Origin of the sequence: Micromonospora sp. NBC_00421, from assembly GCF_036017915.1 — a bacterium.
In the GTDB taxonomy this organism is placed as follows: domain Bacteria; phylum Actinomycetota; class Actinomycetes; order Mycobacteriales; family Micromonosporaceae; genus Micromonospora.
Genome location: NZ_CP107929.1, coordinates 5,653,385 through 5,678,788 on the forward strand (window position 1 = coordinate 5,653,385; position 25,404 = coordinate 5,678,788).

At 72.9% G+C, this 25,404-nt stretch carries 22 protein-coding genes and 1 pseudogene; 14 read left to right on the top strand and 9 right to left on the bottom strand.

Going from position 1 to position 25,404, the window contains the following annotated elements:
* Positions 1–24 precede the first annotated feature (24 nt).
* From purB to OHQ87_RS24115, 5 genes are all read right to left on the bottom strand, one after another.
* Positions 25–1,449 carry an adenylosuccinate lyase gene (purB, locus tag OHQ87_RS24095; protein ID WP_328341397.1) on the bottom strand — a complete coding sequence of 475 codons (1,425 nt, stop codon included), beginning with the start codon at positions 1,447–1,449 and terminating at the stop codon, positions 25–27.
* Positions 1,450–1,500: 51 nt separating this feature from the next.
* On the bottom strand, positions 1,501–2,124 hold the full coding sequence (locus tag OHQ87_RS24100) for a hypothetical protein (RefSeq protein ID WP_328341399.1): 624 nt from the start codon (positions 2,122–2,124) through the stop codon (positions 1,501–1,503).
* 146 nt (positions 2,125–2,270) lie between these two features.
* Complete coding sequence (locus OHQ87_RS24105) at positions 2,271–2,579, bottom strand: hypothetical protein (RefSeq protein WP_328341401.1); 309 nt, start codon at positions 2,577–2,579, stop codon at positions 2,271–2,273.
* On the bottom strand, positions 2,560–3,480 hold the full coding sequence (locus OHQ87_RS24110) for a TNT domain-containing protein (protein WP_328341403.1): 921 nt from the start codon (positions 3,478–3,480) through the stop codon (positions 2,560–2,562). The genes OHQ87_RS24105 and OHQ87_RS24110 overlap by 20 nt, the downstream gene beginning before the upstream one ends.
* A 138-nt stretch (positions 3,481–3,618) precedes the next feature.
* The gene (locus OHQ87_RS24115) at positions 3,619–4,911 is read right to left on the bottom strand and encodes an acetyl-CoA C-acetyltransferase (RefSeq protein WP_328341405.1); all 1,293 of its coding nucleotides are present in this window, start codon (positions 4,909–4,911) and stop codon (positions 3,619–3,621) included.
* A 56-nt stretch (positions 4,912–4,967) separates the two neighbouring features.
* On the opposite strand from OHQ87_RS24115, the gene OHQ87_RS24120 reads away from it, so the two are divergent.
* From OHQ87_RS24120 to OHQ87_RS24150, 7 genes and pseudogenes are all read left to right on the top strand, one after another.
* Positions 4,968–6,344 (top strand): 3-oxoacyl-ACP reductase, encoded by a 1,377-nt coding sequence (locus OHQ87_RS24120; protein ID WP_328341407.1) that lies wholly within the window; start codon positions 4,968–4,970, stop codon positions 6,342–6,344.
* Positions 6,344–7,372, top strand: coding sequence for a MaoC/PaaZ C-terminal domain-containing protein (locus tag OHQ87_RS24125; RefSeq protein ID WP_328341409.1), 1,029 nt, complete (start codon positions 6,344–6,346; stop codon positions 7,370–7,372). Before OHQ87_RS24120 ends, OHQ87_RS24125 begins: the two co-directional genes overlap by 1 nt.
* An 82-nt stretch (positions 7,373–7,454) precedes the next feature.
* Positions 7,455–8,207: an NUDIX hydrolase gene (locus OHQ87_RS24130; protein WP_328341411.1), complete on the top strand. Its 753-nt coding sequence runs from the start codon at positions 7,455–7,457 to the stop codon at positions 8,205–8,207.
* Positions 8,204–9,052 (top strand): serine/threonine protein kinase, encoded by an 849-nt coding sequence (locus OHQ87_RS24135; protein ID WP_328341413.1) that lies wholly within the window; start codon positions 8,204–8,206, stop codon positions 9,050–9,052. The genes OHQ87_RS24130 and OHQ87_RS24135 overlap by 4 nt, the downstream gene beginning before the upstream one ends.
* Positions 9,010–9,714, top strand: a pseudogene (locus OHQ87_RS24140) (hypothetical protein); the annotation flags it as partial. The gene OHQ87_RS24135 and the pseudogene OHQ87_RS24140, both read left to right, overlap by 43 nt.
* Before the next feature lie 71 nt (positions 9,715–9,785).
* The gene (locus OHQ87_RS24145) at positions 9,786–11,057 is read left to right on the top strand and encodes an adenylosuccinate synthetase (RefSeq protein ID WP_328348977.1); all 1,272 of its coding nucleotides are present in this window, start codon (positions 9,786–9,788) and stop codon (positions 11,055–11,057) included.
* 98 nt (positions 11,058–11,155) lie between these two features.
* Complete coding sequence (locus tag OHQ87_RS24150; protein WP_328341415.1) at positions 11,156–11,773, top strand: DedA family protein; 618 nt, start codon at positions 11,156–11,158, stop codon at positions 11,771–11,773.
* Positions 11,774–11,838: 65 nt separating this feature from the next.
* On the opposite strand, the gene OHQ87_RS24155 is transcribed toward OHQ87_RS24150, so the two are convergent.
* On the bottom strand, positions 11,839–12,477 hold the full coding sequence (locus tag OHQ87_RS24155; RefSeq protein ID WP_328341417.1) for a TetR/AcrR family transcriptional regulator: 639 nt from the start codon (positions 12,475–12,477) through the stop codon (positions 11,839–11,841).
* Between the two features lie 79 nt (positions 12,478–12,556).
* Between OHQ87_RS24155 and OHQ87_RS24160 the strand changes: the two genes are divergently transcribed.
* The 5 genes from OHQ87_RS24160 (at position 12,557) to OHQ87_RS24180 (ending at position 18,146) form a co-directional block, all read left to right on the top strand.
* Entirely contained in the window at positions 12,557–13,009 is a 453-nt protein-coding gene (locus tag OHQ87_RS24160) for an SCP2 sterol-binding domain-containing protein (RefSeq protein WP_328341419.1), read from the top strand.
* Positions 13,010–13,011: 2 nt separating this feature from the next.
* Positions 13,012–14,226 (top strand): acyl-CoA dehydrogenase family protein, encoded by a 1,215-nt coding sequence (locus OHQ87_RS24165; protein WP_328341421.1) that lies wholly within the window; start codon positions 13,012–13,014, stop codon positions 14,224–14,226.
* 123 nt (positions 14,227–14,349) lie between these two features.
* On the top strand, positions 14,350–14,973 hold the full coding sequence (locus tag OHQ87_RS24170; RefSeq protein WP_328341423.1) for a dihydrofolate reductase family protein: 624 nt from the start codon (positions 14,350–14,352) through the stop codon (positions 14,971–14,973).
* A 274-nt stretch (positions 14,974–15,247) separates the two neighbouring features.
* The gene (locus OHQ87_RS24175; RefSeq protein ID WP_328341425.1) at positions 15,248–16,813 is read left to right on the top strand and encodes an AMP-binding protein; all 1,566 of its coding nucleotides are present in this window, start codon (positions 15,248–15,250) and stop codon (positions 16,811–16,813) included.
* A 142-nt stretch (positions 16,814–16,955) separates the two neighbouring features.
* Positions 16,956–18,146, top strand: a complete 1,191-nt coding sequence (locus OHQ87_RS24180) for a serine hydrolase domain-containing protein (RefSeq protein ID WP_328341427.1) — start codon at positions 16,956–16,958, stop codon at positions 18,144–18,146.
* A gap of 184 nt (positions 18,147–18,330) precedes the next feature.
* Here the strand turns inward: OHQ87_RS24180 and purD are convergent, their stop codons facing one another.
* The 3 genes from purD to OHQ87_RS24195 form a co-directional block, all read right to left on the bottom strand.
* Positions 18,331–19,581 (bottom strand): phosphoribosylamine--glycine ligase, encoded by a 1,251-nt coding sequence (gene purD, locus OHQ87_RS24185; protein ID WP_328341429.1) that lies wholly within the window; start codon positions 19,579–19,581, stop codon positions 18,331–18,333.
* Between the two features lie 242 nt (positions 19,582–19,823).
* Entirely contained in the window at positions 19,824–20,774 is a 951-nt protein-coding gene (locus OHQ87_RS24190) for a type IV toxin-antitoxin system AbiEi family antitoxin domain-containing protein (RefSeq protein ID WP_328341431.1), read from the bottom strand.
* Positions 20,775–20,967: 193 nt separating this feature from the next.
* Positions 20,968–22,257 carry an adenylosuccinate synthase gene (locus OHQ87_RS24195; protein ID WP_328341433.1) on the bottom strand — a complete coding sequence of 430 codons (1,290 nt, stop codon included), beginning with the start codon at positions 22,255–22,257 and terminating at the stop codon, positions 20,968–20,970.
* A gap of 123 nt (positions 22,258–22,380) precedes the next feature.
* On the opposite strand from OHQ87_RS24195, the gene OHQ87_RS24200 reads away from it, so the two are divergent.
* The gene (locus OHQ87_RS24200) at positions 22,381–23,421 is read left to right on the top strand and encodes a hypothetical protein (protein ID WP_328341435.1); all 1,041 of its coding nucleotides are present in this window, start codon (positions 22,381–22,383) and stop codon (positions 23,419–23,421) included.
* A 79-nt stretch (positions 23,422–23,500) separates the two neighbouring features.
* Positions 23,501–25,366, top strand: coding sequence for a chromosome partitioning protein (locus OHQ87_RS31455; protein WP_442930593.1), 1,866 nt, complete (start codon positions 23,501–23,503; stop codon positions 25,364–25,366).
* Positions 25,367–25,404: the final 38 nt, after the last annotated feature.

Here is a 25,404-nt window from a genome sequence, read left to right on the forward strand (position 1 = left end):
TTCGGGGAAGTAGGTCTACTCCTGTCAGAGGATGGGGGGTGGGGAGTAGGTGGCGGCTTCGGGGTGGGCGGTGACGACGGTGGTGATGCGGCGGGTGATCGCGTCCACCTGGGCCTGGGCGGCACCGGTGAAGGTGGCGGGGTCGGCGACCAGGGTGTCGATCTCGCTGCGGGTGAGGCCGAGGCGGGAGTCGGCGGCAAGCCGGTCGAACAGGTCGTTCTCCGGGGCGCCCTTCTCCCGCATCGCCAACGCCACGGCGACCGCGTGCTCCTTGATCACCTCGTGGGCGACCTCCCGGCCGACGCCCCGGCGCACCGACGCGACCAGGATCCTGGTGGTGGCGAGGAAGGGCAGGAAGCGCTCCAGCTCCCGGCTGATCACCGCCGGGTAGGCCCCAAACTCGTCGAGCACGGTGAGGAAGGTCTGGAACAGCCCGTCGGCGGCGAAGAAGGCGTCCGGCAGGGCCACCCGGCGGACCACCGAGCAGGAGACGTCCCCCTCGTTCCACTGGTCACCGGCCAGCTCGCCGACCATCGACAGGTAGCCCCGGATGATCACCGCGAAGCCGTTCACCCGTTCCGACGAGCGGGTGTTCATCTTGTGCGGCATCGCGCTGGAGCCGACCTGACCCGGCTTGAAGCCCTCGGTCGCCAACTCCTGACCGACCATCAGCCGGATCGTGGTGGCCAGCGACGACGGCGCGGCGGCCACCTGCGCCAGGGCTGCGAGCACCGCCATGTCGATCGAGCGCGGATAGACCTGCCCGACGCTGTCCAGCACCCGGGAGAAGCCCAGGTGCCCGGCCACCCGCCGCTCCAGCTCGGCCACCTTCGCGGCGTCGCCGTCGAAGAGGTCGAGCTGGTCGGCGGCGGTGCCCACCGGCCCCTTGATCCCGCGCAGGGGGTACCAGTTGATCAGGTCTTCCAGCCGCTCGTACGCGATGAGCAGCTCTTCCGCCGCCGAGGCGAAGCGCTTGCCCAGCGTGGTGGCCTGCGCGGCGACGTTGTGCGACCGGCCGGTCAGCACCAGGCCGGAGTGCTCGTGGGCGAGCCAGGCCAGCCGGGCCAGCGCGGCGACCACCCGGTCCCGGATCAGCTCCAGCGAGGCGCGCACCTGGAGCTGCTCGACGTTCTCGGTGAGGTCGCGGGAGGTCATCCCCTTGTGCACGTGCTCGTGCCCGGCGAGCGCGCTGAACTCCTCGATCCGGGCCTTCACGTCGTGCCGGGTGACCCGCTCCCGCTCGGCGATCGAGGCCAGGTCGACCTGGTCGACCACCCGCTCGTACGCCTCGACCACCCCGTCCGGCACGGCCACGCCGAGGTCCCGCTGGGCGCGGAGCACGGCGAGCCAGAGCCGCCGCTCCATCCGCACCTTCTCCTCCGGGGACCAGAGGGCGACCAACTCGGGTGAGGCGTACCGGTGGGCGAGCACGTTCGGGATCGTCGTCACGTACCTCATTGTCCCGCACGCCGGGGCAGCCACCCGAACCAGGTCGCCGGGTCAGACCTTCGGGATGTCGTGCACCGGGGCGGTCACCACGATGGTCTTCGTCTGCGTGCCGTGGGCGTTGCGCACGGTCAGCGTGTAGGTGTGCTTCTGGACCTCACCCTCCCGGCCGGAACAGGGGAAGTTGAAGGTTTCACTGCCGGCCGGCGGGTAGTCGTCGCCGTAGATGCCGGGACCATCGACCGAGAGGGCCACCGAGTCGACGTTGCCGGCCTTCCACTCCACCAGGGCCGGGCTGCCGGCGATCGGGTTGACATTGGTCCCGGCCGGGCAGGACGGCTTGTCGGCGACCCGGAAGTAGCTGATGGTCGGGCCGCTCGACTTCGTACCGGACCGGCCCCCGCCGCTGCTGCCGGTGCCACCCCCGGTCGACCCACCCCCGGTCGACCCACCGCCGGTCGACCCACCGCCCGTCGAGCCACCGCCAGTCGCGTCGGTGTCGGTGATCGAGCCGGTGCCGGCCGGGGTCGTCGCGGCGACCGGGCCCGGCGCGGCGTCGGTCGCCCCGGCCTCCGTGGTGGGGTCCCCGGCACTCGTGCCGGTGGAGGTACAGCCGCCGACCGCGAGCGCGGCGGCGAGGGCGACGGCGGCGGTACGGAGCAGAGATCGACCGGGCATGGCCACTCCTTGAGGGGCGCCGCCACCGTGGCTCCGGGCGGGCTGACACCACGGTAGGTAGGCCTGGCAACACCGCTTTGAACTGCTCAAACCTCCACTCCGCCCGGTCGGTGGCCGACCGGAACCGGCGCTGCGCCCGAACGTCGTCAGGGCGGGGCGGGTCGGCCGGTAAGCGCCCGCCACAGGCCCGCGCACGCCTCCTGCTCGGTGTCGCAGGTCAGGCGGACGTCGTACACCCCGCGTTCGTACGCCCCGATCTCCCACCGCCCGTCGGCGGACCTGCGGAGGAACCAGAAGTCGGGTGGCAGCGGGACGTGCTCGTGCACCCCCTCCAGTTCGAAGGCGTCCGGGGAGATCCCGGTGGTGAAGAGGGCGTTACGCAACTCGTGCCGGTCCACTGTGACCTCCAGGGTGCGGGGAAGGGGCGGCAGCGGATCAGCAGACCGGTGCGGCACGCAGCCCGCCGCCCGCCCCACCCTGACGCGGCACGGCGTCGGTCGGGCAGGGCGGGGTGCCCCCACCCAGATACTCCTCGACGATGACGTGGTGGTCGAGCAACCACTGCACGGTCAGCAGCTTGCCGGCCTGCGGCACGTACTCCGGGTTGAGCTGGAACTGGGTGCCCATGCCGGGCTGCGCGAACCAGGGGGCGATCGGGCCGGAGTCGACGTCGAACGGCTTGAGCACGCAGTAGGTGTGGTAGTTCGCCAGCGGTGCGGCCGGCGTGGTGGCCGGCGGCGTGGGCGGGGTGTTCAGGCTCTGCGGGGCGAGGGAGCGGGAGTTGAACGGGGTGCCGAGCGGGGCCAGAAAGGCGCCACCGGTGAAGCCGAAGCGGTCGAGGCGGTACCCGGGCAGCATGGTCTGCCGCTGCTTCACCGGCTTGCCGTCCGGGCCGAGGAAGAAGCCGTTCTCCGGCGGGAAGACCAGCGTGGTCCCGGCCCCGTTCAGGGTGTAGTTCGAGATCCACTGGGACTCGCTCTGCGCGCCGAACCGCCGGTAGCCGGCGAGCAGCGGGCCGACCGGGGACTGTGTCGGCAGTACGGCCGGCCCGAGCAGCCGGTTGTCGTCATAGAACCGGGTGGTCTGCGGGGCGTCCGGTGGCAGGCCGGGGCGGCAGAGGCTCGCGTCCGGCGGCGGCTGCGGGGCGCGGGACCGACCGGTCTGGCCGTGACCGGGTCGGGCGGTGGGTTGCGCGCCGGGACCGGGCCGACTCCCGTCCGGCCCCCGGGAGCCGTCGTCGGCGAGCGCGGCGACCTCGGCCGTGGTGATCGGCGTACCGGCCGACGGCGCGGCCCCGGGGAGGACGACCAGGGCCGCCCCGGAGAGGACGGCGACCAGCCAACGTCTACGTTTCACCACAAACCTCCTGCTAAGGGACGAGTAACGCCCTTATCGTGTGGAGGTCAGTGCCGGAACGTGAACCTTCGGGCTATTCGTCCCTCGAAGGAGGTTCGGGAGGATCACCCCGGCCGGACCGGGGCCGGGGTGGGTGTGTCAGCGTTCCAGGATGGCGGTCACGCCCTGCCCGCCGGCCGCGCAGATCGAGATCAGCCCGCGTCCGCCGCCCTGCTCGGCGAGCAGCTTGGCCAGCGTCGCCACGATCCGGCCACCGGTTGCGGCGAACGGGTGCCCGGCGGCCAGCGACGAACCGTTGACGTTGAGCCGGTCCCGGTCGATCGCGCCCAGCGGGGCGTCCCGCCCCAACCGCTCCTTGCCGAACTCCGCCGACTCCCAGGCCGCCAGGGTGGCCAGCACCTGCGACGCGAACGCCTCGTGGATCTCGTAGAAGTCGAAGTCCTGGAGGGTCAGCCCGGCCCGCTCCAGCATCCGGGGCACCGCGTACGCGGGGGCCATCAGCAGCCCCTCGTCGCCGTGCACGAAGTCCACCGCCGCCGTCTCCGACCAGGAGAACCAGGCCAGTACGGGGAGTTGGTGCTCACGCGCCCACTGCTCGGAGGCGAGTAGCACGGTGGACGCGCCATCGGTCAGCGGGGACGAGTTGCCGGCGGTCATGGTGGCCTGCTCGGCGTCCGGGCCCCGGGTGCCGAAGACCGGCCGGAGCGCGCCGAGCTTCTCCAGGCTGGTGTCGGCGCGGAGGTTCTGGTCCCGGGTCAGCCCCAGATAGGGGGTCATCAGGTCGTCGAAGAAGCCCCTGTCGTACGCGGCGGCGAGGCGCTGGTGCGAGCGGAGCGCCAACTCGTCCTGGGACCGCCTGTCGACCTGCCAGCGCAGGGCCGTCCGGGCGGCGTGCTCGCCCATCGACAGCCCGGTGCGGGGCTCGGCGTTGCGCGGCAACTCCGGCTTGAACGGCTGGTGCGGGCGGAGCTTGGCGGCGATCTTCAGCCGCTCGCCGAGGGTCCGGGCGCTGTTGAGTTTGAGCAGGGTGCGGCGCATGTCCTCGTTGATCGCCAGCGGCGCGTCGGAGGTGGTGTCGACGCCACCGGCGATGCCCACGTCGAGCTGCCCGAGGGCGATCTTGTTGGCGACCAGGATCGCCGCCTCCAGGCCGGTGCCGCAGGCCTGCTGGATGTCGTACGCGGGGGTGTGCGGGTCGAGTTTCGAGCCGAGCACCACCTCCCGGGTCAGGTTGAAGTCCTTGGAGTGCTTGAGCACCGCCCCGGCCACCACCTCGCCGACCCGCTGCCCGGCCAGCCCGAACCGGGCGATCAGCCCGTCCAGCGCCGCGCCGAGCAGGTCGGCGTTGGACGCGCTGGCATACCGGGAGTTGGACCGGGCGAAGGGGATGCGGTTGCCGCCGATGACCGCGACCCGCCGGATGCTCTGCACGATCCCGCCTCCGTTTCAGGGCTTGCCCACAACCTACTGGCCAGTAGGCTACGCCTATGACCGACAGGTACGCGAGCTTCGTCCAATCGGGGGCCGGCCGCGCGCTGGTCAAGCGCCTCGGGCTGCCCGACCCGCCGCGACTGCGCCGGCACACCCCCGGCGACCCGCTGCTGCCCGGCCCGGTCCTGCTCGGCGCGGCCGGCGGGTCGAGACTGGCAGTCCAGGTGGGCCGGATGCTGCTCGACGCCGGGGTCGAGTTGCGCGACACACCGGCGAGCGGCGACCCGGACCCCACCACAGGCCAACTGCCGAAGAACGGCGCCCTGGTGTACGACGCCACCGGCGTCACCGACTCCACCGGCCTGCGCCAGCTCTACGACTTCTTCCACCCGCAGGCCCGGGCGGTGCTGCCCAGCGGTCGGGTGATCGTGTTGGGCACCCCGCCCGCCGAATGCGGCTCGCCCCGGGAGGCCACCGCCCAGCGGGCCCTGGAGGGGCTGACCCGCAGCATCGGCAAGGAGTTCGGTCGGGGCGTCACCGCCCAACTGGTGTACGTCACCCGGGCCGGGGACGCCGGCACCCCGACCAGCCTGGAGGCGACCCTGCGGTTCCTGCTCTCCGGCCGCTCCGCGTACGTCTCGGGGCAGGTGGTCCGGGTCGGCACCGGGCCGGCCGCCGTCCCGGCGGACTGGAACCGGCCGCTGGCCGGGCAGGTGGTGCTGGTCACCGGCGCGGCCCGGGGCATCGGCGCGGCGGTCGCCCGGGTGCTGGCCCGCGACGGCGCGCAGGTCGTCGCGCTGGACGTCCCGTCGGCCGGGGACGCCCTCGCGGCGGTCGTCAACGAGATCGGCGGCACCGCCGTACAACTCGACCTCACCGGGTCGGACGCCCCCACCCGGCTCGCCGACCACCTGGCCGAGCGGCACGGCCGGGTCGACGTGGTGGTGCACAATGCCGGCATCACCCGGGACAAGACACTGGGTCGGATGGACGCCGACAGGTGGGACTCGGTGCTCGACGTCAACCTCTCCAGTCAGGAACGGATCAACGACGTGCTGCTGGAACGGGGGTTGATCCCCGAGGGCGGCCGGCTGGTCGCCGTCTCGTCGATCGCCGGGATCGCCGGCAACCGGGGCCAGACCAACTATGCGACAAGCAAGGCCGGGGTGATCGGCCTGGTCGACTCGCTCGCCCCGGCGCTGGCCGGGCGCGGGATCAGCGTCAACGCGGTCGCCCCCGGCTTCATCGAGACCCGGCTGACCGCCCGGATGCCGCTGGTGATCCGGGAGGCGGGTCGCCGGATGAACAGCCTGGCGCAGGGTGGCCTGCCGGTGGACGTCGCCGAGACGATCGGCTGGCTGGCCTGGCCGGCATCGGGTGCGGTCAGCGGCAACGTGGTCCGGGTCTGCGGCCAGAGTCTGTTGGGGGCGTGATGGCACGACGCAGGAACCGACCCGGGGAGTCCGGCGACGGGGAACTGTCGGTCGGCGACCTGATCGACGGGCCCACCGAGGTCATCTCACCGGCGGCGCTGGCCGCCGCCCGCGCCGCCGACCCGGGGCACGACCGGGCCGTCGACGAGACGCACGACCTGTCGACGCGGGCCGGGCGGGCCCGGGTGGAGCTGCCCGGCCTGCCCAGGCCGGGCGCGCTCTACCGGCGGGCGCTGCGCGACGCGGTGCCCGGGATCGGCCGGTCCCGTCGGCCGGACGCCGCGCCCCCGGTCGAGCTGGCCGTCACCGGGGTCACCGTCGACCGGACCCACCTCGCCGAGTACGACCGGGTGTGCGGTTTCCGGTTGGCCGACGCACTGCCGGCGACCTACCCGCACGTGCTGGGCTTCCCGCTGGCGTTGCGGTTGATGACCCTGCCGGAGTTCCCGTTCCCGCTGGCCGGGGTGGTGCACGTGGGCAACCGGATCAGCGTGAGACGACCGGTCCCGGCCGGCGAACCGTGGGACTTCGTCGTCCACGCCGAGCAGCTGCGACCGCATCCGCGCGGGCGGCAGGTCGACGTCGTCCTGGTCGGCTCGGTCGGCGGCGAGGAGGTGTGGCGCGGGGTGTCGACGTACCTGGGCCGGGAGCGGGGGGCCGACGGCGGTGCCGGGCGCGACCCGGGCGAGCGCCCCGCGCCGCCGGCCGCCACCGCGCACTGGCGGCTCACCCCCCGGGTGGGTACGGAGTACGCCCGGGTCTCCGGGGACCACAACCCGATCCACACCTCCCGGCTGGGGGCGCGACTGTTCGGGTTCCCCCGACCGATCGCGCACGGCATGTGGAGCAAGGCCCGCTGCCTGGCCGCGCTGGAGAGCCGGCTGCCTGAGGCGTACACCGTGGAGGTGGGGTTCAAGCTGCCGGTGCCGCTGCCGTCGACTGTGGCGTTCAGCGCCGTCCCGGGCTGGGACTTCGCCCTGCACGACACGCGGACCGGCCGCCCGCACCTGGTGGGCACCATCCGCTGAACGACGCACGGCGGTTGCCCACCGCCGTTTCGTGAGCTAGGTTGTTCTCAGATCGAGTAATTCTCAACCTGAGAGGGATGCGGTGAACGAGCAGGACTTCCTCGCCGGATACGACCCCGGCGCCTACCCGTCGACCGCGATCACCGTGGACGTGGTGGCGCTGACCATCCGCGAGGGCGCGCTGCACCTGCTGCTGATCCGACGCGGCCAACCTCCCTACCAGGGGCACTGGGCGCTGCCCGGCGGCTTCGTCCAGCCCGACGAGGACCTCACCACCGGGGCCCGCCGCGAACTCGCCGAGGAGACCGGCCTCGGCGGCGACCGGCTGCGCCGGGTCCACCTCGAACAGCTCGCCAGCTACGGCAGCCCGGACCGGGATCCGCGGATGCGGATCGTCTCCGTGGCCCACCTCGCCTTCGCCCCCGACCTGCCCGACCCGGTCGCCGACTCCGACGCCGACGAGGCCGGCTGGCTGCCGGTCACCGCCCTGCCCAGCCGGCAGCTCGCCTTCGACCACGCCCGGATCGTCGACGACGGGCTGGAACGGGCCCGGTCCAAGCTCGAATACACCCCGCTGGCCACCCGCTTCCTCGGCCCCGAGTTCACCATCGCCGAGCTGCGCGGCGTCTACGAGACGGTATGGGGGCACCCGCTGCACGCCGGCAACTTCCACCGCAAGGTGCTCTCCGTCCCCGGCTTCGTGGAGAGCACCGGCACCAGCACCGAACGCGGCGGTGCCCGGGGCGGCCCCCGCGCCCGGCTCTACCGGGCCGGCGACGCCCGGCTGCTGCACCCGGCGCTGCTGCGCCCCGCCCGGGAGGAGACCGTCCGGTGAGGACCGACGAGGCGATCCGCCTGGTCGCGGCGGCCCGCACCGACGCCGACCTGTTCGGCGTCGACACCCCGGGGCGGCGCTACCGCGAGCTGGTCGCGGCCCTGCACCCCGACCGGCTGGGCGCGCTCGACGCCCGGGCACGCGCCGCGGCCACCGACGCCTTCGTCCAGGTCACCACCCGCTGGCAGGCCGCCCGGGCCCCTTCTCCCACCGACCCCTCGAACCCGGCCGGCGGGTCGACCGCCACCGGGCCGGCCTCCGGTGGCCCCGCCGCCGACGACGCGGCCCCCGACGGACCGACGGTCGTGTTCGGGGGGTACCGGCTCGGCGCGCTGGCCCACGCCGGTGACCTCGCCGACCTCTACGACGTCGGGGCGGACCGGCTGCTCAAACTGCCCCGCGACCCGGCCGACAACGACCTGCTGGCCCGCGAGGCACACGCCCTGCGGCAGATCGAGGAGCGCGGCGACCCCCGCCACCTGCCGTACGTGCCCCGGCTGGTCGACACCTTCCGGCACCGGGACGCGGCCAGTGGCGCGGAACGCCGGATCACCGTGCTGGCCGCCGTACCCGGGCTGCACGACCTCGACGCGGTACGCCGGGCGTACCCGGACGGGTTGGACGCCCGGGATGCGGCCTGGATCTGGCGGCGGCTGCTGGTCGCCCTCGGCCTGGCCCACCGGGCCGGCGTGGTGCACGGCGCGGTGCTCCCCCGGCACGTGCTGATCGAGCCGGAGGCACACGGTGTGGTGCTCGTCGACTGGTGCTTCTCCGCAGTCGGCGGTGGCACCGTCCCGGCGCTGGTCCCCGGCTGCGCCAGGGTTACGCCCGCGACCCGCAGGTGATGTTCGGCGCGATCGGCGACGCTACCTGCGACCGGGTGCCGTTGCAGGTGGGGCAGTTCGAGTCGGACAACCGGATGGACGACGACCTCGGCCGAATCGTGCTGGAGGGCGGTGGCGGCGGTCAGCTGACCGAGTCGTACGAGCTGGCGATGTACTTCATGGCCCGGCACACGGTCACCGACAGCTGGGAGAAGCGGGGGCGGCGCGGTTACCTGTTCATCATCGGCGACGAGCTGGCGTACCCCCGGGTGAGCCGGCGGGAGGTGCGCCGGCTGATCGGCGACGACCTCGGCGAGGACGTGCCGCTGCGGCAGATCGTCGACGAGGTGACCCGCCGCTGGGACACCTACTACCTGCTCCCCGCCGGCAGCCACTACGCCGGCAACGCCAGGGTGCTCGACTTCTGGCGGGACCTGCTCGGGCAACGCGCCGTCGTCCTTGACGACCTGGACGCGGTCTGCGAGACCATCGCGCTCACCGTCGGCCTCGGCGAGCAGGCCATCGACCTGGACGAGGGGCTGCGCGACCTGGACCGGGCCGGCTCCACCGTCGGCGGCACGGTGTCCAAGGCGCTGGCCCGACTGGGCGGCGGCCGGCGTACCGAGGTCTCCACGCTGCCGGCCCCGACCACGCACCGCACCGGTGGGGTGACCCGGCTGTGAACGACGTCCCCGCCCCGGTGACCCGGCGGCCCGGTCCGGTCCCGCCGGTCCCCGACCCCGGCCGGCACGTGATCGTGGTCGACCTCGGTTACGGCGACGCAGGCAAGGGCACCGTCGTGGACTGGCTCTGCGCGACCCGGCCCGTGCACACGGTGGTGCGGTTCAACGGGGGTGCGCAGGCCGCCCACAACGTGGTGCTGCCCGACGGGCGGCAGCACACGTTCGCCCAGTTCGGGGCGGGGACGTTCCGGCCAGGGGTCCGCACCCACCTGGCCCGGCAGCTGGTGGTGGACCCGTTGGCGCTGGCGGCCGAGGCGGACCACCTCGCCTCGGTCGGGGTGCCCGACGCCCTCGACCGGCTCAACGTCGACGGGGAGGCGCTGCTGGCCACGCCGTACCACCGGGCCGCCAACCGGCTCCGGGAGATCGCCCGGGGGGCCGACCGGCACGGCTCCTGCGGGCTGGGGGTGGGCGAGTCCGTCCGGTACGGGCTCGCCCACCCCGACGAGGCGCCCCGGGTGGCCGACTGCCGCCACCCGGAGCTGCTGCGTCGCCGGCTCACCGTGCTCCGGGACAGGTTGACCGCCGAACTCGGCCCGCTGGACGCCCCACCGGTGGCGGACTGCCTGCCCGCGTTCACCGGCTTCGCCGCCCGGGTGGCGATCGTCGACCGGTCGTACCTGGCCGGGGTGCTGCGGGCGGGGACCTGCGTCTTCGAGGGGGCGCAGGGGGTGCTGCTGGACGAGTGGCACGGCTTCCACCCGTACACCACGTGGAGCACCACCACCTTCGCCAACGCCGAGGCGCTGCTCGCCGAGGCGGGGGCGGCCGGGTCGGCGTACCGGCTGGGGGTGTTGCGGACGGTCACCACCCGGCACGGGCCGGGCCCGCTTGTCACCGAGGACCGGGGCCTGCCGTTGACCGACCCGCGCAACCCGACCAACCCGTGGCAGGGCCGGTTCCGGTTCGGCCACTTCGACGCCGTCGCCCACCGGTACGCCCTGACGGTGGCCGGCGGGGTGGACGGGCTCGCCCTCACCCACCTCGACCTGACCCGCTCCGATCCGACCCGCCCTCCGCTGCGGATCTGCCGCCGCTACGAGGGCGTCGACCGGCTGCACCCCGGCCCGCCCGGCGACCTGGACCGGCAGGCGGCCCTCACCGCCCGCCTGCTGCGGACCCGCCCGGTGTACGACGCCCCGCCCACCGACTGGCCGGCGGCGGTGGCCGAGGCGCTGGCCGCCCCGGTGGTGCTCACCTCGCACGGTCCCACCGCCGCCGACAAGCGGGAGCACGGCTCGCCGGCCACCGCTCCGCTCCCGGCTCCCCAGCCGGTGGCCTGATCCCCACCCCGTGGCCTGATCCCGCGACCCGGCCCCGGCCGGTGGGCTGATCCCGCGACTCGGCCCCCGGCCGGTGGCGCAGCGTCGAGCATGGGGACATGCAGTCGGTGCTCGACCTGCTCCACCACACCGTCACCTCGCCCTGGGTGTACCTGGTGATCTTCGTGGTGACCGCGGTCGACGCGTTCTTCCCGGTGATACCCGGCGAGACCGTGGTGATCACCGCCGGGGTCTTCGCCGCCAGCGGCGAGCCGAACCTGGCCGCCGTGATCGCGGTGGCGGCGCTCGGCGCGCTCGCCGGCGACCACGCCTCCTACGGCATCGGTCGGCGCGGCGGTGCGCACCGACTGGCCCGACTGCCCGACGGCAGCCGCCGCCGGACCAGCTCGGACTGGGCCCGCCGGGCGGTGGACCGGCGGGGCGGCTCGATCCTCACCACCTCCCGCTACGTACCCGGCGGTAGGACCGCCGTCACCCTGACCATGGGTGCGGTCCGCTATCCGCTCTCCCGTTTCCTGCTCTTCGATGCCGTCGCCGTCGTCACCTGGAGCGTGTACTGCGGGCTGCTCGGCTTTTTCGGGGGGCTGACCTTCGAGCGGGATCCGCTCCGCGGGCTGCTCGTCGGCATCGGTCTCTCGCTGGCCGTCACCGGGCTGTTGGAGCTGGCCCGCTGGTTGCGCTACCGGGCCCGCCGCCGCGCCGCGGCCCGCCGCTGACCGAACCGGTGGGACGACCCGGCGGGTGGTGGTCGGGGCTGGCGCACGGCGGTTCGCCGGGCGATTCAGTCCGCCGGGGGCCGCCAGGTGACGCCGTCGAGGAGTTGGGCCGCACCGAGCCAGGCGACGTTCATCATCCGGGTGGCGGTCTTCTCCGGCTCGGCCTCGGGGTGGTCGGCCAGCCAGTCCGCAAGCGACTCGCTCGCGCCGACCAGGGCGTACGCGACGACCTCCAGCTCGGTGCCGGTGACCTCCCGGCCCCGGGCGCGCAGGGCGTGGTCGAGCATCCCGGCGACCACGTCGACCAGCCGGGCGCGCATCGCGGCCAGTTCGGCGGCGAACGGTTGGGAGCCCCGGGCCTGCCGGTAGAGCACGGCCCAGCCGTCGCGGTGCGCCCCGACGAAGCCGAAGAAGGCCCGCAGCCCGCGCCAGAGCCGCTGGTCGGCCGGGAGGTCGGGGGCGGCGGCCCCGGCGATGGCCAGCATCATCCGGGCGGTCTCCCGGTGCAGGCAGGCGACGAAGAGCTCCTCCTTGGTGCCGAGGTACGCGTAGACCATCGGCTTGGAGATGCCCGCGTCCTCGGCGATCTCGTCCATGCTGGCGGCGTGGAAGCCACGTCGGGAGAAGACCTTGACGGCCGCGTCGAGCATCTGCTGCTCGCGTACGGCCCGGGGGAGGCGCTTGAAGCTGGGTGTGCTGGACACTCTTGCGAGCATACCTACCCGTGCGTAAGGTTACGCCAGAGTAACCACAAATCGGTCCGCCCCGAGAGGTGCAACTTCCATGACTGACTTCGACCCGGCCAACTTCGCCAACTACGGTCCCAAGGAGTTCGCCAAGCTGGTCAAGTCCACCCCGGACGACAAGATCGCCGAGGTGATGTCCGGCGAGCTGCGCGGCAAGGTGCTCAGCGAGGTCTTCGGCCGGATGCCGCAGCTGTTCCGCGCCGACCGGGCCGGCGCCACCAACGCCGTGATCCACTGGAACATCACCGGTCGCCCCGACGGTGGCACCGACATCTACGAGATCGTCGTCGCCGACGGTGCCTGCACCGTCAACGAGCCGCCGCAGCACGAGCCGAAGCTCGCCCTCACCATGGGTCCGGTCGAGTTCCTGAAGATCGTCTCCGGTGGTGCCAACCCGGTGATGATGTTCATGACCGGCAAGCTCAAGGCCAAGGGTGACCTGGGCCTGGCGGCCAACATCGCCAACCTGTTCGACATCCCCAAGGCCTGACGATGGCCGAGTTCTCGCTCGACCTGAACGAGGAACAGCGGGACCTGCGGGACTGGGTGCACGGCTTCGCCGCCGAGGTCGTGCGCCCGGCCGCCGCCGAGTGGGACGCCCGGGAGGAAACCCCCTGGCCGATCATCCGGGAGGCCGCGAAGGTCGGCCTGTACGGCTTCGAGTTCCTCGCCACCTGCTGGGCCGACCCCACCGGTCTGTCCCTGCCGATCGCCAGTGAAGAGCTCTTCTGGGGCGACGCCGGTATCGGCATGAGCATCTTCGGCACCTCGCTCGCCGTCGCCGCCATCTACGGTGCCGGCACCCCCGACCAGCTTGTCGAATGGGTGCCGCAGTGCTTCGGCACGGTCGACGAACCCGCCGTCGCCGCGTTCTGCACCACCGAACCGGAGGCCGGCTCCGACGTCGCGGCGATGCGCAGCCGGGCCCGCTACGACGAGGCCGCCGACGAGTGGGTGCTCACCGGGCAGAAGGCGTACGCCACCAACGGCGGCATAGCCGGGGTGCACGTGGTCACCGCCTCCGTCGAGCCCGAGCTGGGCTCGCGCGGGCAGGCCGCGTTCGTCGTACCGCCGGGGACGGCCGGGCTGCACGCGACCCGCAAGCTGAAGAAGCTGGGGCTGCGCGCCTCGCACACCGCCGACGTGTTCCTCGACGACGTCCGGGTGCCGGGGCGTTGCCTGCTCGGCGGCAGGGAGGCGCTGGACGAGCGCCTGGCGCGGGCCCGGTCCGGGCAGCGGGCCAGCGGCCAGGCCGCGATGCGCACCTTCGAGCTGTCCCGGCCGACCGTCGGCGCACAGGCCCTCGGGGTGGCCCGGGCCGCCTACGAGTACGCCCTCGACTACGCGAAGGAACGGGTCCAGTTCGGCCGGCCGATCATCGCCAACCAGGCCGTCGCGTTCGCCCTCGCCGACATGCGGACGGAGATCGACGCCGCCCGGCTGCTGGTCTGGCGGGCCTCCTGGATGGGCCGCAACAACCGGCCCTTCACCGCCGGCGAAGGCTCGATGTCCAAGCTCAAGGCGGGCGAGGTGGCCGTCTCGGTGACCGACAGGGCGGTGCAGCTGCTCGGCGGGGCGGGCTTCCTGCGCGACCACCCGGTCGAACGCTGGTACCGGGACGCCAAGATCTACACCATCTTCGAGGGCACCTCCGAGATCCAACGGCTGGTCATCTCCCGGGCCATCTCCGGCGTCCAGATCCGCTGACCGCATGTGCTGTGGGGGAGATTTCCCGCAGGGCCGCCCCGATCGACGACCGGCCGATGCCCGGCGTCGGCAATGAGTACCGGCATACGGTTCCGAAGTCGGCAGTTCGTGATTGGAGCAGCCATGCGAAAACTCGTCTACTACGTCGCCGTCAGCATCGACGGATACATCGCCGACCCGACAGGCGGGTTCGGTGCATTCCTCGTCGAAGGTGATCATGCGTCGGTGGTGTTCGGCGAGTACGCGGATGCGCTACCCGCGCACGCGCACGCAGCGCTGGGAATCGAGCCGCCGAAGACGCGGTTCGACACGGTGATCATGGGGTGGAACACGCTCACCCCCGCACTCGATATCGGTGTCGCCAGTCCCTACCCGCACCTGCGGCAGGTCGTCGCCAGTCGCCACCGGCGCGACGTCGACCCGGCGATCACCCTCACCGCCGATCCGCTCGCCACGGCCCGCAGCCTGAAGCAGGAAGACGGTCTGGACATCTGGCTCTGTGGTGGCGGCGAGCTCGCAGGCACACTCCTGCCGGAGATCGACCACCTCGTCCTGAAACGCAACCCCGTCGTCTTCGGTTCCGGCATCTCCATGTTCGGCGACGCCCCCCATGAGCCGCGCGCGTTCACGCTGACCGGAACCCGCTCGTTCGAGTCCGGTGTCGTGATCGAGGAGTACGTCTCCCGTGGCAGAGACGGTGCTTCCGGCCAGACCTCAGGGGATCCCGCCATACCCGCCGCGTCGTAACGGAAGGTGGAGCGTTACCACGCGATCCAGATCGTCGCAGCGGCCCTGCACGGGTGTCGGGAACCACACCCGCACGCGGTCGGGTCACCGTCGGTTTCCGACGTGCCTGACCTGTCACGGTCGGCCGACAGTGCGGTCACCGGCTGTGCATCACGGGCGGCCCCCGCCCGGCACCGGGTGGGGCCCCCGCCGGAACAGGCGCATGATCGAGAGAGGAACCCCTGGTGAAGGCATACGCCTGACCCCGTGACGTACCCCGAAGGAGGCTCGCCGGATGGACCTGCCGTTCATCGTGACCACGTTGACCAGACGGGGACTGCTCAACCCCGGCCGCCCCGTCCGGGTCGCCTCGCAACTCACCGCGCTGCGCCGGTGGGGCTGGGGAATGGCCGGGGAGCTGCGACAGGCCGCCGCCCGGGATCCGGACCGGGTCGCCGTCGTCGACGAGCACGGCGACGAGCTCACCTACCGGGAACTGCTCGACCGGGCCGAACGGCTGGCCCGCTCGATGCGCAGCGGGCTCGGCGTAAAGGCCGGTGACCGGGTCGGGTTGCTGTGCCGCAACCACCACGGGCTCGTCGAGGGCATCGTCGCCGCCACCCTGCTCGGCGCCGACGCGGTGCTCGTCAACACCGGCCTGTCCGCCGCGCAGCTCGGCACCGTGGCCGAGGAACAACGCCTCAGGGTGCTGGTGCACGACACCGAGTTCGCCGAGCGGGTCCTCGGCCTCCCCGCCGAGGTGCACCGGGTCGACGAACACGGCCTCGACGACCTGATCGCCGCCGCGCTCCCCGGCGACCGGCTCGCACCACCCGCCCAGGACGGCCGGACCATCGTGCTGACCTCCGGCACCACCGGCACGCCCAAGGGTGCCCGCCGGCCCGTCCCGACCGGTTTCGGCCCGCTGGTATCCATCGTCGACCGCATCCCGCTGCACGCCCGGGACACCGTGCTGATCGCCGCCCCGATCTTCCACACCTGGGGGTACGCCGCACTCCAGGTCGCCTTCGCGCTGCGCGCCACCATCGTGCTGCACCGCCGGTTCGACCCGGCCGCCACGCTGGCCGCGCTCGTGACGCACCGGTGTCAGGCGCTGTTCGCCGTACCGGTGATGGTGCAGCGCCTGCTCGATGTGCCGGCGCCGGAGCCACGGCCGGCGCTGAAGGTGGTCGCGGTCAGCGGTTCGGCGCTGCCCGGTGGCCTCGCCACCCGGTTCATGGACACCTACGGCGACGTCGTCTACAACCTGTACGGCTCGACGGAGGTCTCCTGGGCCGCCATCGCCGGCCCCACCGAGTTGCGGCAGGCACCCACCACTGCCGGTCGGCCCCCGCACGGCACCCGGCTGGAGATCCTCGACGATGACGGGAAGCCGGTCCCCGCCGGGCGGGTCGGCCGGATCTTCGTGGGCAACGAGATGCTCTTCGAGGGCTACACCTCCGGGGCCCGCCGGGAGACCCACGACGGGCTGCTCGACACCGGCGACCTCGGCCGGGTCGACGCCGACGGGCTGCTCTTCGTCGACGGCCGGGCCGACGACATGATCGTCTCCGGCGGGGAGAACGTCTTCCCCTCCGAGGTGGAGGATCTGCTCGCCCGGTTGCCGCAGGTCCGCGAGGCCGCCGTGCTCGGCGTGCCGGATCCGCAGTACGGGCAACGGCTCGCCGCCTTCCTCGCCCTGCGCCCCGGCGAGACCCTCGACCCCGAGGCGGTACGCGAGTACGTGCGGCACTACCTCGCCCGGTTCTCCGTACCCCGGGATGTGATCTTCGTGAAGTACCTGCCGCGCAACGCCACCGGCAAGGTGCTCACCCGCGAACTCCGCCGCTACTACGGCTGACCTGCGCTCCGACCCAGGGCTGCTCCTGCCCTCCGCCGGCGGCGGCCTGCGGCCCGGGGTGATCTCCCTGAGCAGACGATCCGGGTGCGTCGGGGGACTCTCCCCGATGTCGTCGATGCCGGCGGCCGGAAGGCTCAAGGACATGAAGATCATGAATCGGCGGGCCGTGCTCGTCGCCACGACACTCGGTGCCCTGCTCGGCGTGGCAGCCCCCGGGACTGTCGCCGTGGCCGCCCCGGCTGCCATCCCCGACGACCGTCGCGGCGGTTCGGTCTGCCGTCCCGGCACCCTCGACCCGACGCCCATCCGACAGGCGATAGCCGGGTTACCCGACGCCGACGCCACCAGCGCCCAGGTCCGGATCACCACGCCGGACGGCTGCTGGACCGGCACCACCGGCGTGCGGGACCTGCGCAGCCAGGCACCCGTACCACCGCACGCCCGGTTCCGGGTCGGCAGCGTCACCAAGGTCTTCACCGCCGCGCTGGTGCTGCAACTCGCGGCCGAGGACCGGATCGACCTCGACGCCACGGTGCAGCGACTCCTCCCCGGGCTGCTCCCCGCCGACTACCCGACCGTCACCGTCCGCCAACTGCTCGACCACACGAGCGGCCTGCCCAGCCCCGAGGTTCCCGACGGCATCGAGTGGCAGCTCGCCCACCGCTACCACAGCTGGACCCCGGAACAACTGGTCCGGCTCGGGCTACGCAACCCCCGCGAGTTCGACCCCGGGGAGAAGCAGCACTACACCAACATGGGTTACATCGTCGCCGGAATGATCATCGAGAAGATCACCGGCCACTCGTACGCGGCGGAGTTGGACCGACGCATCGCCCGGCCGCTCGGCCTGCGCGACACCTACGCGCCGGGTGACGACCCCCGGATCCGTGGCCCGCACGCCCACGGCTACGAGGCCGTCGTCCGGCACGGGCGGACCGAACTGGTGGACGTCACCACCTGGAGCCAGACCTTCACCCCGGCCTCCGGCGACGTCATCTCCAGCCTGACCGACCTGGACACCTTCTACACGGCGCTCTTCGCCGGTCGGGTGGTGCCGGCCGCCCAGCTCACCACGATGTTCACCCTGCCGGCCGTCCCGGACGTCGACGGCGGGCCGGCCCGCTACGGCGCCGGCCTCACCGCGTTCCCGCTGCCCGACGGCGAGACCCTGTGGATCAAGACCGGTTCCCGGTACGGCTACCTCGCCGGGGTCGCCTCCACCCGGGACGGCCGGTTCCGGGTGGAGTACTCGATCACGGGCACCGACGCCAAGGGCGAGGAACTCAGCCTCACCGCCCAGCGGCTCATCACCGCCGCACTCGGCCTGCTCTGACTGCACTCACCTCCCGGGGTACGTCGACGCGGACGTCCCCCGGCGACCCGCCGGTCGGGAGCGGTGATCCGGCCGACCGCCGACCGACCGTCCCCGGCTGGCTGCGCCGACAGTGCGCGACCGGGTCGACCCCGAACGCCGCGCACACCACCGCCAGGTGCGCCGCCGTGGTCGTCTCGGCGCGTCAGTCGGGGACGGTGATCCGGCCGTCGACGGCGGTGGCGGCGATGTCGCTGCGGTGATGCGAACCGGCCAGCTCGATGCCGCGTACCAGGGCGTAGGCGGCATCCCGGGCGGCGGTCAGGTCGGGGCCGGTGGCCGTACCGCAGAGGACTCGGCCGCCGGCGGAGAGCAACGCGCCGTCGGCGGCCCGACGGGCGGTCCCGGCGTGGATCACCCCGGGGTGGTCGGCACCCGTGATCACGTCACCGGTACGCGGCGCGGCCGGGTAGCCCTCGGCCGCGACCACCACGGTGACCGCCGCGCCGTCGCGCCAGCGCAGCGGCGGGTGCGCGGCCAGCGTGCCCGTCGCGGCGGCGTGCAGCAGCCCGGCGAGCGGTGTCTCCAGCAGCGCCAGCACCACCTGGGTCTCCGGGTCACCGAAGCGGGCGTTGAACTCGATCACCCGGGGGCCGGCGGCGGTGAGCGCCAGCCCGACATAGAGCAGACCGACGAACGGGGTACCCCGCCGGCGCATCTCGGCAAGCGTCGGGTGGACCACGTCGAGCATCACCTCGTCGACCAGGCCGGGCGGTGCCCACGGCAGCGGGGCGTACGCCCCCATCCCGCCGGTGTTCGGGCCGGCGTCGCCGTCGCCGACCCGCTTGAAGTCCTGTGCGGGCAGCAGCGGCAGGGCGGCCTCACCGTCGGTCACCACGAACAGGGAGACCTCGGGGCCGGACAGGTACTCCTCGACCACCACCCGGCCGCACTCCTGCGCGTGCCGCAGCGCGGCGGCCCGGTCGTCGGTGACCACCACTCCCTTGCCGGCGGCCAGCCCGTCGTCCTTCACCACGTACGGCGTGCCGAACTCGTCGAGCGCCCGCCCGACGCTCTCCGCATCGGTGCAGGTGTACGCGCGGGCGGTCGGCACCCCGGCCGCCGTCATGATCTCCTTGGCGAAGGTCTTCGAGCCCTCCAACCGGGCCGCCTCGGCCGACGGCCCGAACGCCGGGACGCCCTTGGCGCGTACCGCGTCGGCCACCCCGGCCACCAGCGGCGCCTCCGGCCCGATCACCACCAGGTCGGCACCGACCGACACGGCCAACTCGGCCACCCCGGCAGGATCGACCGGATCGACCTGCCGCAGCTCCGCCACCCCCGCGATCCCCGGGTTACCGGGTGCCGCGAACAGGGCCTCCACAGCCGGATCCTCGACCAACCCCAGGGCGAGCGCATGCTCCCGCCCACCACCACCCAGAAGAAGTACGCGCACGGCGACGAATCCTACCCACCCTCCCCCACCCCCCACCCCACCCCGCCCCACTCGCCCCGCCCCGCCTCGCCCCGCCCGCCTCGCCCCGCCTCGCCTCGCCTCGCCCCGTCGATCAAGAGGTTTACGTCATGCTGGAGATCAACTTTGACGTGAACCTCTTGATCGACTGACGCAAACCTCTTGATCACCGGGCTGGGAGGGGTGGAGGGGGGCGGGTGGGGTGACTACGGGGGGAGGGCTAGTTAGTGCGGGGTTCTTCTGGAGTGGGGCGGGTTGCGGGGGGCGGACATGGCTTGGCGGACGGTCTGGGGGATGTAGTCGGGACGCAGAGCGTCGGACCAGGTGAACCGGAGGATTCGCCAGCCCGCGTTGACCAGGCGGTTCTGCCGGCGACGGTCGGCGAAGAGTGCCTCCGGCGTACCGTGGGGGCCCATTCCGTCGGCCTCGGCGATCAGCCGGGCGGCACGCCAACCCAGGTCACCGATGCCGAGCAGATGGCCGTCCTCGTCGCGGACCTCCTGCTGCAGTACGTCGGGCGGGACACCGCCGTCGACACACCGCAGTCGTGCCCAGGTCTCCAGGGGGGACTGGGCCCGCCCGTCCACCTCGCCGAGATGACTCCTGGCCGCCGGGGCACCCCGTCGGCCCCGGACCAGCACCGGTGCGGTCGCGAGGTCCTCCGGGGTGACGAGCCCGCGGTTCAACGCCGAGTCGAGCACCGACACGGCAGGGTACCGGTCCAGTCGGAGAATCACATCCGTCACCGTCCGCAACGGTGATGTCGTGGGGATGCCGGACACCTCGACGATGTCATCGGGGCGCACGGTCAGTTGGTGGACCACGAGTGAGGGATCGGTGGGCCGCTGCGGCCGGGGGCGGTCCACAGGCACCGAGACGTGGACGGCGGAGTTCCGGCGCGGTACGGCGATGCCGTGCAGCTCCAGCGCGCTGTCGAGGACCGCAAAGGCTCCCGGACCGAGGCTGACCACCGCCGCCCGGATGCGGGTCCGGCCGGTGACCGCATCGGGTGGCTGCCCGCCCGGCGCGAAGCAACCACGGGACAGCCGCCTCCACCGGCCCGAGCGGCAGAGCTGTCTGATGTGGTCACGGGTCAGACCGGCCGCGAGGGCCTGCGACGTGGTCACCATCCCGTCCTGCCCCAGGGCGACCCGATGGATGAGTTCAAGCGGCATCACCGCCCCACCCTGACCCGCCACCCACAGCAACTTCGACCCCTGTGGAAAACCCTGTGGATAACTTTCGCGACTCAGCTGGTGATCAAGAGTTTTACGTCAAGAACGACCACTCTCGTGACGCAAACCTCTTGATCACCGGGGCGAGACGGGGCGAGACGGGGCGGGCGGGGGCGGGCGGGGGGGTGGGGGGTTAGGGGAGGAGGGGGTGGCGGATCACGTTTTCTTCGCGGCCGGGGCCTACGCCTACGACGCTGACGCGGGTGCCGGTGATCTCTTCGATTCGGGCGATGTAGCGGCGGGCGTTCTCCGGCAGCTCGTCCTCGGTGCGCGCCTTGCTGATGTCCTCCCACCAACCGTCGTGCTCTTCGTAGATCGGGGTGGCGTGGTGGAAGTCGGTCTGCGTCATCGGCATGTCGTCGAAGCGTTCGCCGTTGATCTCGTACCCGATGCAGAGCGGGACCTTGGGCAGGCCGGTGAGCACGTCCAGCTTGGTGATGACCAGGTCGGTGACGCCGTTGAGGCGGCAGGAGTACCGGGCGACGACGGCGTCGAACCAGCCGCAGCGGCGTTCCCGGCCGGTGGTGGTGCCGTACTCGTGGCCGACCTTACGCAGGTGCTGGCCGTTGTCGTCGAACAGCTCGGTCGGGAACGGGCCGGACCCGACCCGGGTGGTGTACGCCTTGCTCACCGCGATGACCCCGGTGATCGCGGTCGGCGGGATGCCCGCGCCCACGCACGCCCCACCGGCCGTCGGGTTCGACGAGGTGACGAAGGGGTACGTGCCGTGGTCCATGTCGAGCATGGTGGCCTGGGCGCCCTCCAGCAGCACCGTCTCGCCCCGGTCCAGGGCGTCCCAGAGCATCACCCGGGTCTCCGCGATGTACGGCCGCAGCCGCTCCGCGTACCGCAGGTATTCCTCGACGGTCTCGTCGACGTCGATGGCCTTACGGTTGTAGACCTTGAACAACAGCTGGTTCTTCTCGCGCAGCGCGAGTTCCAGCTTCTTGCGCAGGATGCCCGGGTCGAGCAGGTCCTGGAGCCGGATGCCCATCCGGGCGACCTTGTCGCCGTAGGCCGGGCCGATGCCGCGCCCGGTGGTGCCGATCCGGGCCGAGCCGAGGTAGCGCTCCACCACCCGGTCCAACGCCCGGTGGTGCGGCATGATCAGGTGCGCGTCCCCGGAGATCCGCAACCGGGACACGTCCACCCCGCGCTCGGCGAGCCCGTCGATCTCGGCGAGCAGCACCTTGGGATCGACCACCACCCCGTTGCCGATGACGATCATGGCACTCGGGGAGAGCGCCCCCGACGGCATCAGGTGCAGCGCGTACTTCTGCCCGTCCGGGGTGATCACCGTGTGGCCGGCGTTGTTGCCGCCGGAGTAGCGCACGACGTAGTCGACCCGCTCACCCAGCAGGTCGGTAACCTTGCCCTTGCCCTCGTCGCCCCACTGAGCACCGATGAGCACGATCGCTGGCATCTTTTCCGCCTCCAGAAGGCTCGGGTGCCAGGTGGCGACCGGTTGGCGAGCCCGGGGTGTCAGGCTAACAAGTAGGGACGGCGTGGCCGGCAGGGGTTCACGTCGGAGGTCAGGAGGCCCGGTTTGTACGACGTGGTGCTGCTCACCCTCGGCTCGGAGCGGGACGCTCCAGGTGGGGGCTGCGGAAGCGGCGACGCCTGCTGCGGCGGCACCTCCGACCCCGCCGGGAAGCCGCCCGCCGCGCAGCCCGACGCAGGCAGCCAGACCAACACGGGCGGGGAGCGCTGTGCGACGCCGCGCGTCCCGGTGCTGGCCTGTGCCGACGAGCTGACCGCCCGGGGTGCCCGGGTGGAGACCGTGACCGCATACTCCGACGCCGAGGTCGACGAGGTGCTGGCCCGGCTGGACGCCCCGGCCCGTCCCGACGGCCTCACCTGGCCCGACCCGGACAGCAAGGTCCGGCTGGTCGTCGCCGCCGCCAGCGACGCCCAGCTGCGCGCCGTCGTGCGTCGGCTGGTCCGCCGGTACGCCCCACCGCCGAGCCGCCGCCCGGCCGAGCTGGCCGGCAACCGTACGGTGCCCGATCTGCCGCCGATCGGGGTACTCCCGCTCGATCCGGCCCGGGGTGGCCCGCACCGGGACCTGGTCGCGCAGCTCGGTCTGCCCCGGGAACCGGCGGCGGTGGCGGCGGCGGTGCTCGACGGCGGCGTACGCCGACTCGACCTGCTGCGCAACGACGGCGGCTCGGTGACCCTGGACGGCGCGTTGCTCGGCGCGGCAGACGACGCGGGCCGGCCGCTGCACTGGCGCGGCCGGGTCGAGGTGGACGACGCGGTGCTCTCCGACGGCACCGACCCGATCCTGGCCTGCGCGATCGGCAATGCCGGCGGGTACGCCACCCTCGACTCGCTGCCCCTGCTCACCGCCGGCGACCCGGCCGACGGGCTGGTGGAGGTCGCGGTGGCCGTTCCCGTGCCGGCCCGCTCCACGTTGGGTAGGAAGAGGAAGATCCGGTACGAGGTGCGTCGGGCCCGGGGCCGGGCGGTGGCCGTGATCCCCCGCGACGAACGGGTGCCCTTCCTCGACGACGGCGTCGAGGGTGAGCTGAGCCGCAAGCGGTCCTGGTGGACCGAGCCCGGAGCCTGGGCGGTCTACCAGGGCTGACCACCACCCGCGTCCGTCACCCGGCGTGACGGGACCGGGACGGCCTATCCTCGGCGGGAGGAATGGGGGAGGAGCCGTGGTGGACGACAACGCCGACCGGGCAGGACTGCCCGGCCAGCAGCCGGTGCCGGAGCGGGACATCGAACCGCTCTGGCCGCCCGACCCGGCCGATGCGGTGCCGCACTGGGCCGGCGAGCCCGCGCCGGTGTACCCGCCGACGGCGTACCCGTCGCTCGCCGCGGAGGTCACCCCGACGCCGCCCGACGGTGGTTGGGCCCCGCCCGGGTACGACGGTCAGCTGGATCTCGATCTGCCGTTCACCCTGGACCCGTCGCTCGCCGGCCCACCGTCGCCACCCGCCGGGCCTGCCCCCGGGCCTGGTCAGGCGACGCACACGAACCCACCGAACGGCCTGGCTCACTTTGTCCCACCGGCCCGTCCGGGCCACGGGAGCGGCCTGACCGACGGGACCGACCCGACCGAGTCGGATCTTGAGGGGTCTCCACCCTCGGCGGGGCCTGAACCTCCCGGGATCCGCGGAGCCGGCCCGGATCCGACGTCGGATGCGACGGGCGTGGCGGCGGTGTCGGCACCGCACGCCGGCCGGGGCGAGTCGCCGTGGGCGCTGCCGCCCCAGCGGCTCTCGGGCGGTGCCGATGAACCCGGCAGAGCCGAAGGTCCGCGCCGGGCCGAGGTGGTGCCCGCTGCCGCCGTTCACCCCTACCCGGCACCCACCGCACCGCCGCCGCTCCCGCCCACCTCGCCACCAGCACTTCCCGCCGCACCCGGCCCGACCGCCTCGGCACCGACCGGACCAGGGCCGGTGGATCCCGGATCGACCCGCCCGGAGTCGACGGGCGGGACAGGACCGGTGCCGCCCCCACAGCAGTCACCGGGGGGTTGGTACCGACCCTCCTGGCCGGAGCAGCCGGCCCCGGTCGGGGCGACCCCACCGGCCAGTCCCGACCCGGCGGCCCTGACCGGATACCCGGAACTGGGCTGGTCGCCGGAGAGCGGGGTCGCGCCGACCGCCGAGGACTTCGCCCGCCGCCGGCAGATCCGACCGGCCGAGCCGATCGCCACGATGGGCGTACGGGCCATGGTCAACCGGATCGGGCTGGTGAAACTCCCGCCGGGGCAGCACGAGCAGGAGTTGAAGCGGGACATCGAGATGGTGCGCCGCAACTTCGGCGGGCTGCGCCAGGTGACAGTGGTCAATCCCAAGGGCGGGGCCGGCAAGACCGTGGCCATCCTGCTGCTCGCGATGACCTTCGGGCAGAAGCGCGGTGGCTACGTGCTGGCCTGGGACAACAACGAGACCCAGGGCACCCTGGGCATGCGGGCGCAGCAGGACTTCCACTCCCGTACGGTCCGGGACATGCTGCGTGACCTCGGGCAGTTCCAGGGGCCGCACGGCCGGATCGGGGACCTGTCGCAGTACGTCCGCTCGCAGGGCGAGGGGATGTTCGACGTGCTCGCCTCGGACGAGTCGGCCACCGGCGGCGAGATGCTGACGGCGGCGGCGTTCGCCGAGATCCGCGAGGTGGTGAGCCGGTTCTACAAGCTGATCTTCGTGGACACCGGGAACAACGTCCGGGCGCAGAACTGGCAGGCCGCGATGGACGCCACCGACCAGTTGGTGGTCACCATGTCGGCCCGTAACGACTCGGCCGAGACGGCCGCCCGGATGCTCGACCACCTGGAGCAGAGCGGTCGGCACCGGCTCGTCCGGCAGGCGGTGACTGTGGTGTCGATGCCGCCGTCCCGCAAGGAGATCGACCTGCCGGCCATCCAGGAACACTTCGCCGCCCGGACGAGGGCGGTGCTGCTCGCGCCGTACGAGCGGCTGATCGACACCGGCGAGCCGATCCGTTACGGCGGGCTCTCCTCGGCCACCCGGGACGCCTGGCTGAAGATCGCCGCGGCGGTGGCCGAGGGGCTCTGAGCGGCCCGGTCAGCAGCACGACGACAGGAACCGGCGTC

Bases quoted from the DNA above. Each gene is read 5' to 3' on its own strand.
- OHQ87_RS24195 (WP_328341433.1), bottom strand. From the start codon at position 22,257: ATGCCAGCGATCGTGCTCATCGGTGCTCAGTGGGGCGACGAGGGCAAG.
- OHQ87_RS24100 (WP_328341399.1), bottom strand. From the start codon at position 2,124: ATGCCCGGTCGATCTCTGCTCCGTACCGCCGCCGTCGCCCTCGCCGCC.
- OHQ87_RS24170 (WP_328341423.1), top strand. From the start codon at position 14,350: ATGCGAAAACTCGTCTACTACGTCGCCGTCAGCATCGACGGATACATC.
- OHQ87_RS24180 (WP_328341427.1), top strand. From the start codon at position 16,956: ATGAAGATCATGAATCGGCGGGCCGTGCTCGTCGCCACGACACTCGGT.
- OHQ87_RS24165 (WP_328341421.1), top strand. From the start codon at position 13,012: ATGGCCGAGTTCTCGCTCGACCTGAACGAGGAACAGCGGGACCTGCGG.
- OHQ87_RS24190 (WP_328341431.1), bottom strand. From the start codon at position 20,774: ATGCCGCTTGAACTCATCCATCGGGTCGCCCTGGGGCAGGACGGGATG.
- OHQ87_RS24125 (WP_328341409.1), top strand. From the start codon at position 6,344: ATGGCACGACGCAGGAACCGACCCGGGGAGTCCGGCGACGGGGAACTG.
- OHQ87_RS24120 (WP_328341407.1), top strand. From the start codon at position 4,968: ATGACCGACAGGTACGCGAGCTTCGTCCAATCGGGGGCCGGCCGCGCG.
- OHQ87_RS24150 (WP_328341415.1), top strand. From the start codon at position 11,156: ATGCAGTCGGTGCTCGACCTGCTCCACCACACCGTCACCTCGCCCTGG.
- OHQ87_RS24175 (WP_328341425.1), top strand. From the start codon at position 15,248: ATGGACCTGCCGTTCATCGTGACCACGTTGACCAGACGGGGACTGCTC.
- OHQ87_RS24160 (WP_328341419.1), top strand. From the start codon at position 12,557: ATGACTGACTTCGACCCGGCCAACTTCGCCAACTACGGTCCCAAGGAG.